The organism is Entomomonas sp. E7T21, assembly GCF_058693955.1.
On sequence record NZ_CP191672.1, the window covers coordinates 1 to 18,664 of the forward strand.

Consider the following 18,664-nt stretch of genomic DNA (forward strand, 5'->3'; position numbering starts at 1 on the left):
CGCTTTTATACATTATTGTCAAGTTCGTTTTTATGTTTGTTTCGTTTTTTTAAGTGTAACAGGAACTGTATAGGCCCTGATACAGTGTAACTAAAGAAAATAAATAATAGCGCATAAGCAGGAGCAGTACCTATTATTGCAAACAGTAATACAATCACTAATATTGCAATAAAAGGAACTCTACTTTTGATATCTAATGTTTTAAAACTGTAATACTTGATGTTACTCACCATCAAGACACCTGCTGCAGCTACTAATAGCATCATGAGATATACAACACTTTCACCACTAACCTCCAGCTTATTGAAAGCCCAGACACTACTTGCAACTACTGCCGCGGCTGAGGGGCTGGCCAATCCTATAAAATATTTTTTATCAACAGAACCGATTTGCACATTAAAACGTGCTAATCTTAATGCTGCACAGGCCACATAGATAAAAGCAACCATCCACCCAAGTTTACCGGCCTCAGCCAATGACCATTGAAATGCTAATAGTGCAGGGGCTAATCCAAAGGCGACCATATCTGATAGTGAATCATACTCAGCGCCAAATGCACTTTGTGTATTAGTTAATCGAGCCACTCGTCCATCAAGACCATCTAATATCATGGCAATAAAAATAGCTATAGCTGAATAAATAAAGTAATCTCTTGCTACTTCAATGCCTTCATGAGCGACTACTACAGGAGCATACATAGCACTAACTATCGAATAAAAACCTGCAAACAAAGCAGCTGTTGTGAATAGGTTAGGTAATAGATAAACTCCTTTATGACGAACTTTTTGCCCTTTTTCATCAGGTACTTCTTCAATATATTCATCCACAGGTAAAGGAATTTTGTTTTCTATTGAAGTATCTTCAGGTTGTTCGTTGAACTGCTCTTTCATAATTGTTCCTTAGTTAAATCTCTTATTATTATATAGGTTATAGTGAACTGATTTTCAAGAAATGACTTTTTTTATTACTTTAAAATGTAACAATGCTTATTTATTTTATTAGAAATTCTGCTCTTATTCACATTAAAGTATTCCCTAACATATTTTTCCTTTGCCATCACCACAATGTCCCTAATAGTTATCATTTACACTATAAAATTTAATAACTTTCATTGTCACTTTCTGATAAATATAAAAAACGCGACATATGTCGCGTTTTTAATCTGAATAAATATAATTAGTTTTTAGATTTATCAACGATTTTATTTGCCGCAATCCAAGGCATCATAGCACGTAAACGTTCACCTACCTGCTCAATTTGATGTTCTGCAGTTAAACGGCGATTTGCAGTTAATGTTGGGTAGTTAGTAGCACCTTCACTAATAAATGCTTTAGCATACTCGCCATTTTGAATACGTTTTAATGTTTCACGCATTGCCCAACGAGACTCTTCATTAATAACTTGTGGGCCAGTAACATACTCACCAAACTCTGCATTATTAGAGATTGAGTAATTCATGTTGGCAATACCACCTTCATACATTAAGTCAACGATTAATTTTAACTCATGTAAACACTCAAAATAAGCCATTTCAGGAGCATAACCAGCTTCAACTAGTGTATCAAAACCTGCTTTAACTAATTCTACACAACCACCACAAAGTACAGCTTGCTCACCAAATAAGTCTGTTTCTGTTTCATCTTTGAAAGTAGTTTCAATAATGCCAGAACGACCGCCACCAATACCACTTGCATAAGATAATGCTACATTTTTTGCATTGCCAGAAGCATCTTGATAAACAGCAACAAGATCAGGAATACCACCACCTTTTACGAATTCAGAACGCACAGTATGACCTGGTGCTTTAGGCGCAATCATGACGATATCTAAATCAGCACGAGGTACGATTTGGTTATAGTGAATAGCAAAGCCATGAGCAAATGCTAAAGTTGCACCTTTCTTTAAATTAGGTTCTAGCTCTTCTCTGTATAATTGACCTTGGAACTCATCTGGCGTTAAGATCATAATTACATCTGCAGAAGCTACTGCTGTTGGTACATCAGCTACTTTTAAACCATGTGCTTCCGCTTTCTTTACTGTTGCTGAACCTTTACGTAAACCAACGACAACGTCCACACCTGAATCTTTTAGGTTACAAGCATGGGCATGACCTTGTGAACCATAACCAATAATAGCTACTTTTTTACCTTGGATGATTGAAAGGTCACAGTCTTTATCATAGTAAACGCGCATTGGAATTTTCCTTTAAATATTAAAATAAATTTTACTTAAAAATAAATATTAGTACTGGGAAATATAATTAACTTTTCCCTAATAACTACCCTAAATACTTAAGACCTTATCAGCCCTAGAAATACCTGTTACCCCTGTACGAACCACTTCAACAATAGTCGACATGGAGCCTATAGTAGCAATAAAGTTGTCTACCTTACTGGTACTACCTGACAATTGGACAATATAGAGGTTTGGTGTTACATCAACTATTTGACCTCTAAAAATATCAACTGTTCGTTTAACCTCTGAGCGTTGAGCTCCCGTAGCTTTTACTTTAATAAGCAATAACTCGCGCTCAATATGTTCACTTTCAGATAAGTTAACTAATTTAACAACTTCAATTAACTTATTGAGGTTTTTAGTAATTTGTTCAATCACTTCTGGCTTACCTTGAGTCGTCAAAGTAAGTCGAGAAACTGTTGGGTCTTCTGTTGCCGCTACAGTTAAACTTTCGATGTTGTAATTACGTTGAGAGAATAAACCAACAACACGCGATAACGCACCAGGCTCATTCTCCATTAATAAAGAGATTATATGACGCATATTAGGTACGCTCCGTTTTACTTAACCACATATCACGCATGGAACCATCACGAATTTGCATAGGGTATACATGTTCACTCGCATCCGTTTTGATATCCATAAACACTAACCGATCTTTCATTGCAAAAGCTTCTTGCATAGCACCTTTTAAATCAGTTGCTTTTTCAACACTAATCCCCACATGTCCATAAGACTCTACCAGTTTCTTAAAATCTGGTAATGAAGTCATATATGAATGAGAATAACGACTATTGTATTGCATGTCTTGCCATTGCCTTACCATGCCCAATACACCATTATTTAAGCAAATAATTTTAACAGGTAAATCATATTGTAAGCAGGTAGAAAGTTCTTGAATATTCATTTGAATACTGCCTTCACCTGTTACACAAGCAACATCTGCATCAGGGAAATTCAATTTAATCCCCATTGCGGCTGGAAAACCAAATCCCATGGTTCCTAAACCACCAGAGTTAATCCAACGATTAGGTTTATCAAAAAGATAATGTTGTGCTGCAAACATTTGATGCTGACCTACATCAGAAGTTACATAGGTATCTCTATCTTTAGTTACTTCATACAATGTATCAATAACAAACTCTGGCTTAATAATGGTTTCATTATCCTTATCATAAGGAAATAAACCTTTACTACGCCATTCATCAATTTGCTTCCACCAATCAGCCAACGCTTTATCAATGATTTCGCTGGAAAGTTCATTAACCACAGCAATCATTTCTGTTAACACATTATCAACAGGTCCTACAATTGGAATATCAGCTCTAATAGTTTTAGAAATTGATGCAGGGTCAATATCTATATGGATAATTTTGGCATTGGGGCAGAATTTTTTAATATCATTAGTTACACGATCATCAAAACGCATACCTACTGCTAAAATAACATCACTATGATGCATTACCATATTAGCCGTATAACTACCGTGCATCCCTGGCATACCAATAAATTGCTTGTCCGAACCAGGAAAACCACCTAACCCCATTAAGGTATTAGCAACAGGTAGTTTTAACTTACGCGCCAACTCTGTTAATTGTGCAGCAGCATGACCTAAAATAACACCGCCACCAGAACAAATTACAGGGCGTTTAGCCGATAATAATAATTCAGTTGCTTTACGAATTTGTCCAGAATGTCCTCGTTGCACAGGGTTATAAGAACGTAATTTCACTTTTTCAGGGAAAGTATATTCAAACTTCTCAGCAGGATTACAGGTATCTTTAGGAATATCAACCACTACAGGACCAGGACGACCCGACTCTGCGATATAAAAGGCTTTACGCATAATTTCTGGAATTTCAGAAGCATGACGCACCATAAAACTGTGCTTAACAATAGGCCTTGATATACCAACCATATCCACTTCTTGGAAAGCATCAGAACCAATTAAGGAAGAAGCTACTTGACCAGAAATAACCACCATTGGAATAGAGTCCATAAAAGCAGTAGCTATACCAGTAATAGCATTAGTAGCACCTGGACCAGATGTTACAAAAACAACCCCTGCTTTGCCTGTTGCACGAGCATAGCCATCAGCCATATGAGTAGCTGCCTGCTCATGACGTACTAAAATATGGGTTAATTCTTTTTCTTTAAATAAAGCATCGTAAAGATGTAATAGTGCGCCACCTGGATATCCATAAACATATTTTACGCCTTCATCGCGTAAAAAACGAACAACCATCTCCGCGCCAGATAATAATTCCACGCTTGTTCACCTCTAAAAGCAATCACTCACTAAAAAATTAGGTATTAAGTTCACCGCTAGCAGAACATGCACGATGATAATCGCCGACTACATCAGCTGCTAGCTAATAAACTTTAGAAAACTCATTGTGGCGAGTTTTCTAACCCGAAGCGAGGTAACGCATATTGGGTAAACGTAAGTCGACACTGGTAAGCGTCATGTCTACTGAAAGAATATTTCCATTAAGGTTATATATCAGTGGTGGACATAATTGTTGTAGTTAATGGCTCATAAGTCAAGTGCTATTGACTGATTAACTTAAAATTTGCCATAAACATTAAACCCTGATGAAAAAAAGCAACTGTAAAAGCAGAATATTTCAATAAATTACTCTTTATTGGTTAAATAATTCTTTTATAATTTTTAACCCGAATTAATAATCTAAATTCTTATAAAAATAAGCTATTTAATCTAACAAAATAAAAACGGTCTTTATAAAGACCGTTTATTAATAAAATTAATATCCCTGACAATTATCATTAATATTTTTTTGTAAATCCGCAATTCTTGTGTTCAACTCCTCAGATGTTAAACGACGAGTCGTGCCCTCTACATCAACACGCGCACGAGGATAATTTTGATAAAGTGCTAAATCCTTACGCATACCATCACATGCTAATCTTGTTTGAGCTTCATCTTTTTGTGCTTGTTGTTGTGCTGCCCTATTGAAAGACTCTTGCTTCTCCGCTTCAGTTGGCTTTTTTTCGCCATCAGCATATTTTTCTACTACATCTTTATTATTAACTCTCGGTGATGTTGGTTTTTTAATCTGCTCAGCTTTCTGTCCTTGTGGTGGTTCAGAACTATAATGCACTTGCCCTTTCCCATCAACCCAACGATACATTTGGGCAGCAACAGGTAACACAGTAAAAAGTGAAACTGCTATTGTTAATATAATATGCTTCATAAACACATTCCTTTACTTTATAGACACTAATTGTTCTACTACTATTTTACAAAAAACAATCCAGATATGAGTCTAAAATCATTACTGCTTTTATCATTGTAACCAGATAGTTTTAACATATACTGATATAATACAGAAATTTAATCATTTACTGTATTTATAATTTAATATTACTTTACTAGATATAGAACTAGGTTACTATAAGAAGGTTATAAATAATTTGTATACTGAGGTTGTTAATAAATGAGAGCTGCTTTAACAAAGCAGAAATGTGCTGTATTCAGCATTTTATTACTTTGTAATTATTGTACTTATGCCCTTAGCGCTTCTATTTACCAATATGTAGATAGTAATGGTGTTATTACTTACACAGATAAACAGCTACCAGGCTCTAAACCTTTTGAATTGAATGATGAAATTATTGAGCATATTGAAAATCAAGTTAAATTAAATACAGTAAAACATGCTGGTGGTGAAACACTTAAGATAAAAAATGAGCTTTATGCCCCAGTAGAAATTCAACTTACTTTAGAAAATGTTGACAATGTAGTGGGCGCAGCCAATAAAAAGTTGCATTGGATTCTTCCTCCAAGAAAAGAAATCCGTTTAGTAACATTAACACCTTTTGATCGTACTAAACCTATGCGCTATACACCAAAACTAGCGTATGCATTAGGTGACCCAAGAACTAAACCCCAACCTTATCGTTATCCATTACCTTGGCGTGGTGGTCCATTTCAACAAACACAGGGACCTGGCGGAAAATTTAGTCACTCAGGACCGAAAGGTCGTTATGCTAGGGATATTGGCATGCCAGAAGGAACACCTATTATTGCCGCTCGCTCTGGCACGGTGATAAAAGTAGAAAATAACCAAACAGGTCAAGGGACAAATCCGGCAGGAAACTTCATTCGTATTTTACATGATGATGGCACAATGAGTGTTTATTTGCATCTTAAGAAAGGATCTATTCGCCACAAAGAAGGCCAACATGTCAAAGTTGGAGATCAAATAGCATTCTCAGGTAATACTGGACGTAGTACAGGGCCACATTTACATTTTGTTGTACAACGTAATGTAGGGATGGCTTTAGAGTCCATCCCTTATGATTTTGCACAACCTGTAAATAGTAAAACTATTTACCGTGGTAGAGTTACAAATAATTAATCTGTATTTTCTTTATAAGGTTTACTATCATCTAGCTTTGTTACTTTAGCTAATAAGATTTTTGGACCTTTCATTTTTTTTACAGTGATACTTAAACCATCTGTCTCCAAAACTTCCTCTTCTTCAGGAACACGGCTAAGGGTTTCATAAATTAATCCACCCATTGTTTCAGCTGCAATATGGTCAAGGTCTACATTTAATAAACGTTCTATTTTAAATAAAGGCGTATCACCTCTTACCAATAATTTACCAGGTTGATAAGCCAATACCCCACGCTCTGTTTTACGGTGTTCATCTTGAATATCACCCACTAGAACTTCTAACACATCTTCCATAGTTAAGAAACCTACAACTTTACCATCCGCTTCCTCAACTAAGGCAAAGTGCACTCCCCCTTGTTTAAAACGTTCTAGTAACTCTCCTAAAGGTGTATTTTTAGAAACTCTATCTAGAGGCCGAGATAATTCATCAAGATCAAGCACAAACTTAGCTTTTTCGCCTCTATTGTCAGCTAACTCTAACAATAAGTCTTTAATATGGAGAATACCTGTAAACTCTGTTGTCTCTGTATTATAAATAGGATAACGACTATATTTGTGGCGTTTAATAATATCTAAAACATCATCTAATGAAGCATCTTGCTCAATATAAATTAAATCTTCGCGTGAATTCGCCCAGTCTACAGCCTCTAATTCAGCCATTTCAACTGCTGAAGCCATCACTTGCATACCACCATCAGTGGGATTATGGGCGCGGCTTGAATGAAGAATAATTTTTAGCTCATCACGACTATAGTAATGTTCATGCCCTTGTGTTTCATGTTGGCCAGCCATCCGCAAAATGGCATTAGCACTATGATTAAGTAGCCAAATAGCAGGATACATAAACCAATAGAATAAATAGAGTGGTACCGCTGTCCACAAGGATAATTTTTCAGGTTGACGTATCGCCCACGACTTAGGCGCTAACTCACCGACGACAATATGTAAATAAGAAATAATAAAGAAGGCGGTAAAGAATGAAACACCTCTAATAAGTTCTGGCGACTCTATACCTACTTTAGCCAACAGTGGTGTAATTAATTCAGCAAAGGCTGGTTCACCAACCCACCCCAATCCTAAAGAAGCAAGTGTAATACCCAACTGACAAGCAGAAAGATAAGCATCTAATTGATGGTGAACTTTTCTTAGAATTTTCCCTCGCCACCCATTAACCTCTGCAAGTGCTTCCACACGGGTAGCCCGTAGTTTAACCATGGCAAATTCAGCACCGACGAAGAAGCCATTAAGTAAAACTAAAAATAATGCGAATAAAACAAGTAAAATATCGGCGGAATAAATAAGTAAACTATTCGAGTCAGGGTCCATATTTTTTATAAAAGTTGTTGATAAGGTTTTATATCATGCAACCTATTGTTGATATCTGCAAGTATTCTTAACAAAAACTTATTACTTTTTTTAAAAACTGACTATTTAAGCAAATAATCTAGCACTATCCCTATAAAAATAGCTAAACCAGCCCAGTGATTATGTAAAAAAGCTTTAAAACAAATAAGCGGCTCTAAACTACGAGTATTAAGATACTCCCAAATAAAACAAGCTAAGGCAATAAGCAAACCCAGATAGAAATAGATACCAAAGCTTAAATAAAGACCAACCACTATAAAACCAACTAAATTAACCCCCTGTAAAATGGCGATAATTAAGCGGTCATACTGTCCAAAAGCAATAGCAGTTGATTTAACGCCAATTTTTAAATCATCCTCTTTATCAGACATTGCATAATAAGTATCAAATGCTACCGTCCATGCCACATTAGCAAAAAACAACACCCACGCAAACCAAGGTAGTTGCCCTGTTTCTGCAGTAAAGGTCATTAAAATCCCCCATGAATAAGCAGCACCTAATACCACTTGGGGATAATTGGTAAAACGTTTCATAAATGGGTAGCAAGCAGCCACAGCAACTGCGCCAAAGGATAAATAAAAGGTAGTAAGATTAGTACAAAGCACCAATAATAGACAGATAAACAATAAGATAAAAAACAATACAAAAGCTTCTTTAACACTAATTCGTTTACCTGCTAAAGGCCGCTCTTTAGTACGAGCTACATGTCCATCAAAATTACGATCAGCAAAATCATTAATAATGCATCCAGCGGAGCGCATTAATGCTACACCAAGTAAAAAAATAATAAAATTTTTAGCAGATGGACTGCCATTACCAGCTACCCATAATGCTGATAACGTAGGCCACAATAATAAGTAGATACCAATAGGTTTTTCGAGACGGATTAATTGTATAAAATCCCAAGCACGATTGTGTAACTTATCAGCTAGACTCTTTAACCACGTAACGTACATTTTTTATCTCAATCTATTATTTTATTCATATAATTAATTTACTTAATCTAATAATTAATAGTAAATTAACTTTAGCTCAATATAATAACATCTACCTCTTATTTAGTCATAATCAACAATAGATAATTTATGGAGCTTACAAAATACTAAAAGGACTATTAGATGCAACAAATTTGGATAATACGGATACTAAAAACTAACAATACCAGTGATTTTTTTGTTTTAAATGACAAAGGTCAGTTTTTCAATCGCCCACTAAGAAATATTGGCACTGCAATTAATACACCTAATGGCCTATTAATTAATGCCGCCAATCAAGATAATCAGTGGGGATATTTAAACCATAATGCAGAATGGGTTATTAAACCTCAGTTTGAGCAGGCCAAAGCATTTAACTCAACAGGCTATGCACGTGTTCAATTAGATAGACAATGGGGCGTTATTGACTGTACAGGTAAATTTATTATTCCCTGTCAATATCCCTACTCCACACCTATAGATAGTTACTTTTGGTTTGCTACTAATAAAAATAGAAAAACTTTTCTATTTTCTTTAACTGATTTACAACAATATCAGCTTAATTTACCATCATTATCCGAATCAGCTATATTTTCACCAAGACCTACACTTCATACTATTAAAACATTCGACTCTCTGGGTTTAGTTCCAATAATTACAACCACAAGAGAGAACTACTATACAGCTTATTTCAATCATCATGCTGAAATGGTAATACACTACAAAGAAGGTGTTGGTAGCCCATTTTCCTATAAAGGGGCTGCGCCTTTCAAAGATACAAAATCCAATAAATATGGACTAATCAATACTAACGGTGAATGGATATTAAAACCTACTTACCAAAAGATCTCGAACTTTAATCAAGAAAATCTTGCCTACTTTAACAAAGATAACTTCACAGGCGGCTGCCTAGACGCTAAAGGAGATATTATTTTTGAATTTCCTTTAGATGAATGTTTCGATGATAGCTATCTAAATTGTGGGTTAATAAAAACTAAAAAATCTTTTATAACACAAGAATCTGGTGAGGTTGTTATTAATTTTGCAGAAAATAATATTGAATATGCCCACTCTTTTTTTGAAATTTCCAATATAAGTATTATTCGTAGCAAAGAAAGTAATGAAACAATGGAACCTAAATGGGGGATTGCTAATAATAAAGGTGACATTTTTTATAAAGAGCAATGGATTGAACCTCTCTCAAAGTACAAAGAGAATGGTTATTACTATAATACGCCCATAGGCCAGAAACATATTCTTCCTGCCTTTATTACTAGCCAAAACAGTATCGAATATGTTCTTTCTAATGGAGAAATTATAGCCACACTACAATTTGATGCAAATAATGTCCTATTCAAAGACAACCAACATAATACCGTAGTTAGTTATCCTAAAAATCAGATCGAACAACCTGAATTATTATTTAATAGAGACTTCCATAATTTTCCTAAATACTCTGATGAAGAGCTTAAACTATTAATTGAAGAACTACTAACTAACCCTACTCAACCTTTTAAATTTGTTGATTTTATCTACGATGACCATAGAGGTGAGTCAAGAAAAATCCACCAATATAACGAATATGAAATAAATTACGCAAAGTATGATGAAGATGAGCTAGCCTTACTACCTTGTGGAGCTATTAAAACAATTGCTGTCAGTTATTACAGCGAATATGACTGGGGTAATTATTTATTTTTAAGCGATCAAAGTTTCTCCCTCTTTCAAAAAAATTACCAAATACTGAGAACACAACTAATAAACTTATTAGGAGAACCCCACACGACTCATAGTGATGCGGAAGAAGACTATACAGAATGGAAAACTTTTGATAATCGTTATATCACCCTATTATCCATAGCATATACAGGAGATGGTGATTTTCAAACGATGCTATGTCTATATGTCAGTGATAAATATTATAATTATAGTTTGAATTATTCTGAGGAATAAGTTTTTAATTTATTCTTAACCAATGCAAATTATTCATTTAGCTTATCAAGTTGTAAACCACCACTGGCTGTATGCAAAGTTCTTAACTGTTCACTTAATATTTTAATATTTGCCTCTGTACCGTCCAATTCTTTTACTAAATCTACAGGCAATAACATTTTCAATTGATCTTTTAAAGACAGCATAACTTTATCAAGCTGTTGTTGTTTAGCCAAACTTGCCTCAGATAACTTAGCAATTTCGTCTGGCAAAGGTAATCCATAACCATCTTTTAACAGACTGGCAGGCCTAGAAAGAAAGCCACTATGTTGTACCAACTGTTGAATATTATCTTGCGTATCCGTCAGTTGTTGCTGATTATCCAACTGATTCGTAGGTTTCAAATAACGATCTTTTAATACCTGATAGGCTAATAACGTTTGTCTGCGTACAGAAGCTTGCTCTAAAAGTACTAATGCTGCTGTAGTACGCAAATCTGCTTTTTTAAAGAACTGCTGACGAGATAATGCTGGGCGCATTAACCACTCATCCACAGAATGCTCTGGCACAGCCAACTGTTCTTTTATTACCTGAAACATCATTTCGTAGCGATCACGATAAGAGTCAAAGAAATAACCTAATCGCATGGCTTCTTTTCGATCTTTTAATACCGATGTATCTGCTAAACCTCTAACTTCTAATAGCTTTAACAGACCACTGGGAGTAATCGTATCTAATGTTTGTAAATCTATTCTATTGGTACCACTACGCAATAACTTTAATGTTTCAACAGCACAATTATTGGTAATAAAGTAATAATTACCATCATAACTCCAATGTAACTCTACTGCTTGATCGACCAAAGATAAAAGCTCTGATCGAGATAATTTAAGAGGAACTGACTCTAATGGTCGCCACTCAAGCTTGGTATACTCATCAACAACCTGATTTAAAGGTAAAATAAACAGCCTTGATGGATAACTTCCTGTTAATCCTTTAATACTAGAAATTTGTAAATCATTAATAAAGGCGCGATAGGATAATACGCGATGATACTCTAAATCTAATCGACAGTCAGGGCCACGGGGTCTATCTGGGGCACAAACAACCAGCCGTAACATACTATGTCCCCAACGACTCATCCAGTTTTTGTTAGCAGCCGCAAATAAATAATCAACTTCATAAATACGTTCTGGATCAAGATGTTCTAAAGGCGAACTTCCTGGAGCATCATTTGCATAAAGATAAACATAATCTCTACTACATTGCGCTTGATCAGCAGGTTGCCAGTTAAAATGTTGCACTAACCAATTATTTAGTCGTGGACGGCGACAGGCGTAATTTTTATCAAATAAAAAATACTCCATATTCACAGCCATAAACTCTTTAGGATTGGTCAGCTCATAATGATCTGGTGAACGATCAATACGTGTATTCTGATCATCTCTAAGATCGGATTCCCCTATCAATAATGGCCAGCCGGCTAAATCTAAAAACTCAGCATCATCACTCAACGTAAAATGCCGATTTAAAAAACCCATGCAATAAGAAGGTATAGATTTAACACCTTGTGATTTAGCTAATCGCTGACAATAACGAATCTGTGGTAGTTGGTCATTAGAAAATAATCCTGCATCATCATACAAATGAGCTAATTCATGAATAACTGTAGCTAATAATTCTTTACGTACAGTACCATGAGGCCGATCATTTTTTTCTGCTGCAGCACTTCCATCAACTAGTGAAGGTAATAATCTTTTATTTAAATAAAGAGCAAAACGTCCATTAGTTCGGCCATAAGCTTCATTAGGTAAGAGGTCTGACCAACTGATAGTTATTCTATGATCAAGTTTTGCCGCAAAAGTAGGCGGCAATAGTGATTTAGCTTCCAGCAGTAATTGTTGCGAAGCAGTTATTTCTTGTTCTGTTAAACCCTTGCTATCAAGTTTTAAATCAAGCTCAGCCAAACAATAACTGCTATAAACAACAAAGCCTATAGCAGTTAAAAAATATTTGACTAATTTAATCACTTAATAGCAAGCACAGCTTTAGCTAACTCTAAGTCTGGCATATTTGCTGCTTCAGGATATTCATCACGTATTATTTCAAAGGCTTTTGTTAAATAAGGTCCCTGTATTTTTCCTTCTGATGCGACAAAGGCTGCAGCATCACTTTTAGCGGCCTGAACTAATTTAAACTTGTCACGCGTTGAAGTAGTAGTATCCGAGGTAAAATCCAAACTACGCCCAAATGCACGGGTTGTAATATTAAAAATATCCTTCGTCTGATCAATGGCATAAGAATTTGGAATATATAAAATTCCCATCACTACAGCTACCGTACACAATAGTTTTTTCATATCAAATAATTCCTCACTGAGCAAGAATTGCTTCAGCTAACTCTAAATCTGTTACTGTTAAATCTGGATATTGAGCACGTATTTTTTGAAATGCCACCTCAATACGAGCCCCACGAATTTCTCCATTAGAAGCCACAAAACTAGCTGCATCATCATGTGCTGCCCGAACAACTTTATCATTCGCAAAACTAGAAGTGACTTGTTGAGAAGCATACAAAGAACGTACAACAACATCTGTTGTTGATTCAAATGCCATTACAGGCATAGCTAATACACAACCTAACAATACTGTAGCCATTGTTGAACATTTCATTGTTACTTTTCCTTCCAAATAATCAAGCAGTTATAGTTTAAGCTATAAATAATCTATGTGATAACTAATAAATGGTATAAATTATAAACAATATATTAGCGAGGATCAGCATGTATTATTACATCAGCCGCTGGCCATCGTTCTTGCAATACTTTTCTTACGATTAAACACTGTTGATGCGCTTCATCTAAACTCATCATAGCGGGTAATTCTACATGAAGCTGTATAAACCACTGTGTTCCTGATTTACGTGTTTTTAAATCATGCACATTAATTACTTCTGGCACTGATCTTGCTACTGTAAGCATCTGCTCTGTAACGTCTTCAGGTAACTCTTTGTCCATTAAAATTTCAATCGCTTCTTTACCAACAGTAATTGCACTCCACAAGATATAAAGGCCAATCAAAGCACCAAACAAACCATCACTACGTTGCCAACCATATAAACTTAGTCCTAACGCGCATAATATACTGATATTTAATAGGATATCCGACTTATAATGTAAAGAGTCTGCCGTAATCGCTGTTGATCCCGTTTTTTTAATAACATAACGCTGGAAGCTAACTAAACCAATAGTAACAACCAGCGAAAATAGCATTACAACTATACCCCAGTGGGTATTTTCTAAAGGAACAGGATCAATAAGCCGTTTAATCCCTTCCCAACTCACAAAAACTGCACTTATAGTAATAAATAGTGCTTGCGCTAGGCCTGCTAATGCTTCTGCTTTACCATGTCCAAAACGATGATCATGATCTGCAGGTCTTAAGGCAATAGTAATTGCAATTAAATTTATTAAAGAGGCCAAGCTATCCAATAATGAGTCAGTTAAACCTGCCAATAGACTTACAGAGCCACTAAACCACCAAGCTATGGCTTTGACCACTACTAAAACTATAGCAACAGCTACAGAAGACATAGCTGCTATACGCATTAATCTAGCTTGTTGCACAGTTGTAACCATATTAAATCTCTAACTAAAAGTCACATTCTATTATTTTTTATAAGGGTTAGGTTGGATACTTCTCAATTCTCTATGATTTGTTCAGCTTTTTATAAGGACAAGTGTCGGCTTTGCCTAATGGTCGCTGCATTATTACTGTGTCTAACCAACGTCCATGCTTCCATCCAACTGAATGGAGGGTACCAATTAATTCAAAACCTTGTCTTTTATGCAAGGCTATTGAGCCATGATTAGCAGAGTCACCCACAACTGCAATCATCTGCCTAAAATCAAGCTGAGTAGCCTCTATTATTAATTGTTTTAATAACGCTTTTCCCACACCTTTGCCCTGAAAATCCTGATGGATATAAATAGAATCTTCCACGGTACCATTAAAGGCTAGACGCTCATGATATTCACCTGCATAAGCATAGCCAACTACAAATCCATCCTCATCAGCCACTAAATAAGGATAATTTTTAGCTAATAATGCTTCCCTTCTTTCTGTCATTTCTAACTCAGAAGGTGGCTCCAACTCAAAAGTAGCCGAACCATTTATAACAGCTTCCGCATAAATAGCTGTAATCATTGGAATATCAGTTAACTTGCAAGGACGGATAATCATATTATTCTCGCATTACAAATTTATAAAATAAGGTGCTAACCATTGAATATCTTCGGGATGAGTAACTTTTAAATTATCACTCCGTCCCTCTACTAATAAAGGAGAATAGCCTGCTAGTTCTAAGGCAGAAGCTTCATCTGTTATAGATTGACCTGCTTTTAATCCCAGCTGTAATGCTGATTGCAATTGATCTAAATGAAACATTTGTGGTGTTAATGCTTGCCAAATAACACGTCTATCTAAAGTCGCTTTTACTCGTCCAGCATGATCAATTTGTTTTAATGTATCTTTTGCAGGAACAGCCAATAACCCACCTACAGAATCTTTACCTGCTACTAATAGCAATTTATCTAAATCTTCTCGTTGTAAATTAGGCCTAGCAGCATCATGCACTAATACCCAATCATCTGCCTGAGCCTGTTTTGCTAATAGTGATAAACCTGCTAATACCGAATCAGCTCGCTCTTTACCACCTATAGTCGTTTGAATAGAATGATGTTTACTCACAGCTAAATTATTCCAATAATTATCTTCAACAGCTATACACACAACTATTCCTAACAATTTAGGGTGCTCTAAAAAGCAATTAATGGTATGTTCTAAAACAGTTAATCTACCTAATGGCAGGTATTGCTTAGGAACTGCCGCTTGCATACGACTACCAATACCAGCGGCTGGAATAACTACCCAAAATGGGGGGATTTGGTCATTATTTTTCATTGGGGACTATATAGAGAGTTTCTCCATCCTTTACCATACCAAGATCATGTCTTGCTTTTTCCTCAATAGTTTCGGTACCTTTTTTAAGCTCAATAACTTCGGCCTCTAAACGTCGATTTTTTTCTAATAACTTCTTATTCTCTTCTTGCTGAGCAGCTATTTGATCTTTTAACTCATCAGTTTGACGCATTCCATCGTCACCCAACCATAGCCGATATTGTAAACCAGCTAATAGGACTAACAATAGTACAAATAACCAATAGGGACTACGCAATAAACGTGACATCATTATTTAATCTGCAACCTGAATTAATGTTAGCATATCTTTTTGCTGAAAAAATTCATATTCATTGTTACTCATATAATTGTAACAAGTTTCTAAAACACTATTACCCATTTGGCAAATTAAGTAACCGTATAAGTGCATTATAAAGACTATCAGCACTTTGTTGGTAGCCCGTCGCAGTTAAGTGAACATAATCTTTATTGGCTAAACCTCTTTCCACCCAACGTTGCATTGCACAGTTTCCACCCATTGCGGCAGACCAATCCCAATAAAGCGTTCGCTGTTGTTTTGCTACCTCTTTTTGTACAGTTCGAATACTAGTTAAATGTGGTGTTTGCATAGCCTGACAGCTAGCCCCCTTCCTTATTTTATTACGTTGTAAAGTGTCTGGAGGAGAAATAATAAGAATGGCACTATTAGGTAGTTTCTTACGAATTTGTTTTACACTTGTGGTTAAAAACTGCTTATATTTTGCTACATTAAAAGGGGTTTCAAATGATTCATTGGTGCCATATGCAATAATAACAAGATCACTTTTTGTTCTTGCTAAATCATTTAACCATTTTGCTCGCCACTTTTGCCAAATACTTTGCTTAGCACCATTTAAAGCGATAGGTGATACAACAACACCAGGTTGACCATTTTTCTCTAGCCAAATACCACCTAATTTGGCTGAATCAGCAGATTCAGCAATAATAGTAAAAGGAAGCATGACAAACACACTGATATATTGCCAATCCTTATTATTTCTCATATCTAATGTGGTTTCATAATTCATACCATCTATTAATTTTAATGATTGCCCTGGCTTCAATTGCTTTACTAACAAAGTAGCATTCCATAAACTAGGCTTTTCATCCACATTATAATTAACGGTTAATTGTGCATTAGACACTGTTGGAGTTGCCACAAAACCGCCCATTGGGTAATCATCAGATGCTGTACTACGGCTAGAGGTTAACAACCAATCTGAAGCTGTATAATAAACTTGTGTATTACGTTGCCCATAAACATTGATGGGGCTAATCCAACCAATTCCTGCACCGCCAAAACGTTGTTGTAACTTCTGTCTTAACTGCCCTGTAAAAATATCAGCTGCCGTGTGTGAGTCTCCTAGTTGGCTAATTCTCAATACTGAATCTGGAGGCGCCACACGCTTTTCAACATTCACTATTTTTTTCTTAAGTTTTGTTAAATTGGCTTCACCAAAATTTTCAATATTAACTTGCTTAACCAAACCAGAAGAAGTTTGAGCGATTGCTGGTAGATTACATACCAAACACATAATGGCTATTAATTGAATAACAGTTTTCATTTATTTGTTTACTTCCATAACGTCGTTAAAGCGTAATAAAGAAATAATTTTGTCAGCTATACGCTTCTGTCCAATAATGGTGAAATGAACACCATCATCTGTACGTAAAGTAACATTTCCACGGTTAGGTATTCGCAAAAATTTTACAAAATGATCATCTTGCATGCCTAGTAAGTCATTAGAAGGAATATAGCGTTGCCCAGCTATATTGACTTGTGACTGATAAATCTTATTCAATTTAATTACACCTACATTTAGCTTAGTATCCTTCATATTAGGTACACCTATCCATAGTACTTGAGCACCATGATCAGTGGCCGCATTAATCAACTGTTGGATACGAGCACGATATACTCCTTCCCACTCCGGTGTACTAAACTTTAAGAACCTTTTACCTCGGACAACAGGGAAATCCCAAGGATCATTAGGCCCCATAAAAACAACCATTAGTTTAATTTCAGGATTTTTAGTAAACGTCTCACGTGCTACTTGTGGCCAATTATAAAATCTAGGATAAGAAAGCCCTGTACTCTGTTTACTTAGGTTTATACTCTCAATACCATGCTCTTTTAGCAAAGTTCGCATTGCATGGGGTGCAACCCCCTGCATTAAAGAATCACCAACAAAAAATACTTTTTGTCCTTTTTCCAACAGAACACGGTTATCTTTTGCAACCAATGGCTCTGCCTCTGACTTATCCTTCAATGGTTGAGAAACAATTAATAATCCTCTATTGATAACCATTTGCTCTTTATCTATATCCTTTATTTTAACCACCTGAATAAATGGTTTTTGAGGAAATATAAAAAATTTAGAGTCTTTAAAAACTGCCTGAGAATCAATTAATAACGCCAACTCTTCAGAGACCTCATTAACTGTTATAGGTGTATCATCCCTCATTTTTATTAAATGATTATTAAATACTGCTATAGCTTCATCATTTAATGTTGTCACCTCTGTCTGCACTGTTTCAAGCTGCCCGCTCAGAAAGGCAGTTATATCACCACCTGCTTGCCAAGCAGAATAATTATCTAACACTGATAAAGGGCTAGTTTGATGGTAAGTTTGTATCCAATAGGCATTTATTGAGCGCTGCTCTAACCATAACAATGCCAGCATTGTTATAAATAACAAATAGAATACTTTTAAAAACTTCTTATTACCTGCCATCAT

Annotated in this window: 18 protein-coding genes; 2 read left to right on the top strand and 16 right to left on the bottom strand. The window is 35.6% G+C overall.

All coding sequences use genetic code 11. The features are described from left to right. Positions 1-5 precede the first annotated feature (5 nt). The 5 genes from pssA to ACQVD9_RS00025 form a co-directional block, all read right to left on the bottom strand. On the bottom strand, positions 6-890 hold the full coding sequence (gene pssA / locus ACQVD9_RS00005; protein WP_264746867.1) for a CDP-diacylglycerol--serine O-phosphatidyltransferase: 885 nt from the start codon (positions 888-890) through the stop codon (positions 6-8). A gap of 286 nt (positions 891-1,176) precedes the next feature. Continuing rightward, positions 1,177-2,193: a ketol-acid reductoisomerase gene (ilvC, locus tag ACQVD9_RS00010; protein WP_264746868.1), complete on the bottom strand. Its 1,017-nt coding sequence runs from the start codon at positions 2,191-2,193 to the stop codon at positions 1,177-1,179. 90 nt (positions 2,194-2,283) lie between these two features. Further along, entirely contained in the window at positions 2,284-2,778 is a 495-nt protein-coding gene (gene ilvN, locus ACQVD9_RS00015) for an acetolactate synthase small subunit (protein ID WP_201093099.1), read from the bottom strand. A 1-nt stretch (position 2,779) separates the two neighbouring features. Further along, positions 2,780-4,504: an acetolactate synthase 3 large subunit gene (locus tag ACQVD9_RS00020; RefSeq protein WP_264746869.1), complete on the bottom strand. Its 1,725-nt coding sequence runs from the start codon at positions 4,502-4,504 to the stop codon at positions 2,780-2,782. Between the two features lie 496 nt (positions 4,505-5,000). Then, a complete protein-coding gene (locus ACQVD9_RS00025; protein WP_264746870.1) occupies positions 5,001-5,450 on the bottom strand; it encodes a DUF4124 domain-containing protein in 450 nt (149 codons plus the stop codon). A 243-nt stretch (positions 5,451-5,693) separates the two neighbouring features. Between ACQVD9_RS00025 and ACQVD9_RS00030 the strand changes: the two genes are divergently transcribed. Then, positions 5,694-6,617: a M23 family metallopeptidase gene (locus ACQVD9_RS00030; protein WP_264746871.1), complete on the top strand. Its 924-nt coding sequence runs from the start codon at positions 5,694-5,696 to the stop codon at positions 6,615-6,617. Here the strand turns inward: ACQVD9_RS00030 and ACQVD9_RS00035 are convergent. Continuing rightward, positions 6,614-7,984: a hemolysin family protein gene (locus ACQVD9_RS00035; protein WP_264746872.1), complete on the bottom strand. Its 1,371-nt coding sequence runs from the start codon at positions 7,982-7,984 to the stop codon at positions 6,614-6,616. The two genes, ACQVD9_RS00030 and ACQVD9_RS00035, sit on opposite strands and share 4 nt — an antisense overlap. A 101-nt stretch (positions 7,985-8,085) precedes the next feature. After that, positions 8,086-8,979 carry a 4-hydroxybenzoate octaprenyltransferase gene (gene ubiA / locus ACQVD9_RS00040; RefSeq protein WP_264746873.1) on the bottom strand — a complete coding sequence of 298 codons (894 nt, stop codon included), beginning with the start codon at positions 8,977-8,979 and terminating at the stop codon, positions 8,086-8,088. A 162-nt stretch (positions 8,980-9,141) separates the two neighbouring features. On the opposite strand from ubiA, the gene ACQVD9_RS00045 reads away from it, so the two are divergent. Further along, positions 9,142-10,950: a WG repeat-containing protein gene (locus ACQVD9_RS00045; RefSeq protein ID WP_264746874.1), complete on the top strand. Its 1,809-nt coding sequence runs from the start codon at positions 9,142-9,144 to the stop codon at positions 10,948-10,950. Between the two features lie 29 nt (positions 10,951-10,979). Here the strand turns inward: ACQVD9_RS00045 and ACQVD9_RS00050 are convergent, their stop codons facing one another. From ACQVD9_RS00050 to ACQVD9_RS00090, 9 genes are all read right to left on the bottom strand, one after another. Further along, positions 10,980-12,956 carry a DUF7844 domain-containing protein gene (locus ACQVD9_RS00050; RefSeq protein ID WP_413774184.1) on the bottom strand — a complete coding sequence of 659 codons (1,977 nt, stop codon included), beginning with the start codon at positions 12,954-12,956 and terminating at the stop codon, positions 10,980-10,982. Next, entirely contained in the window at positions 12,956-13,288 is a 333-nt protein-coding gene (locus tag ACQVD9_RS00055; protein WP_264746876.1) for a DUF2388 domain-containing protein, read from the bottom strand. The genes ACQVD9_RS00050 and ACQVD9_RS00055 overlap by 1 nt, the downstream gene beginning before the upstream one ends. 13 nt (positions 13,289-13,301) lie before the next feature. Further along, a complete protein-coding gene (locus ACQVD9_RS00060; protein ID WP_264746877.1) occupies positions 13,302-13,601 on the bottom strand; it encodes a DUF2388 domain-containing protein in 300 nt (99 codons plus the stop codon). Positions 13,602-13,696: 95 nt separating this feature from the next. Then, positions 13,697-14,566: a cation diffusion facilitator family transporter gene (locus ACQVD9_RS00065; RefSeq protein ID WP_264746878.1), complete on the bottom strand. Its 870-nt coding sequence runs from the start codon at positions 14,564-14,566 to the stop codon at positions 13,697-13,699. Between the two features lie 70 nt (positions 14,567-14,636). After that, positions 14,637-15,170, bottom strand: coding sequence for a GNAT family N-acetyltransferase (locus tag ACQVD9_RS00070; RefSeq protein WP_264746879.1), 534 nt, complete (start codon positions 15,168-15,170; stop codon positions 14,637-14,639). A 12-nt stretch (positions 15,171-15,182) separates the two neighbouring features. After that, positions 15,183-15,890 (bottom strand): 2-C-methyl-D-erythritol 4-phosphate cytidylyltransferase, encoded by a 708-nt coding sequence (gene ispD, locus ACQVD9_RS00075; RefSeq protein ID WP_264746880.1) that lies wholly within the window; start codon positions 15,888-15,890, stop codon positions 15,183-15,185. Then, the gene (ftsB, locus tag ACQVD9_RS00080; RefSeq protein WP_413774169.1) at positions 15,880-16,179 is read right to left on the bottom strand and encodes a cell division protein FtsB; all 300 of its coding nucleotides are present in this window, start codon (positions 16,177-16,179) and stop codon (positions 15,880-15,882) included. The genes ispD and ftsB overlap by 11 nt, the downstream gene beginning before the upstream one ends. Positions 16,180-16,279: 100 nt before the next feature. Then, positions 16,280-17,491, bottom strand: coding sequence for an SGNH/GDSL hydrolase family protein (locus ACQVD9_RS00085; RefSeq protein WP_264746881.1), 1,212 nt, complete (start codon positions 17,489-17,491; stop codon positions 16,280-16,282). Continuing rightward, entirely contained in the window at positions 17,492-18,664 is a 1,173-nt protein-coding gene (locus ACQVD9_RS00090) for an SGNH/GDSL hydrolase family protein (protein WP_264746882.1), read from the bottom strand.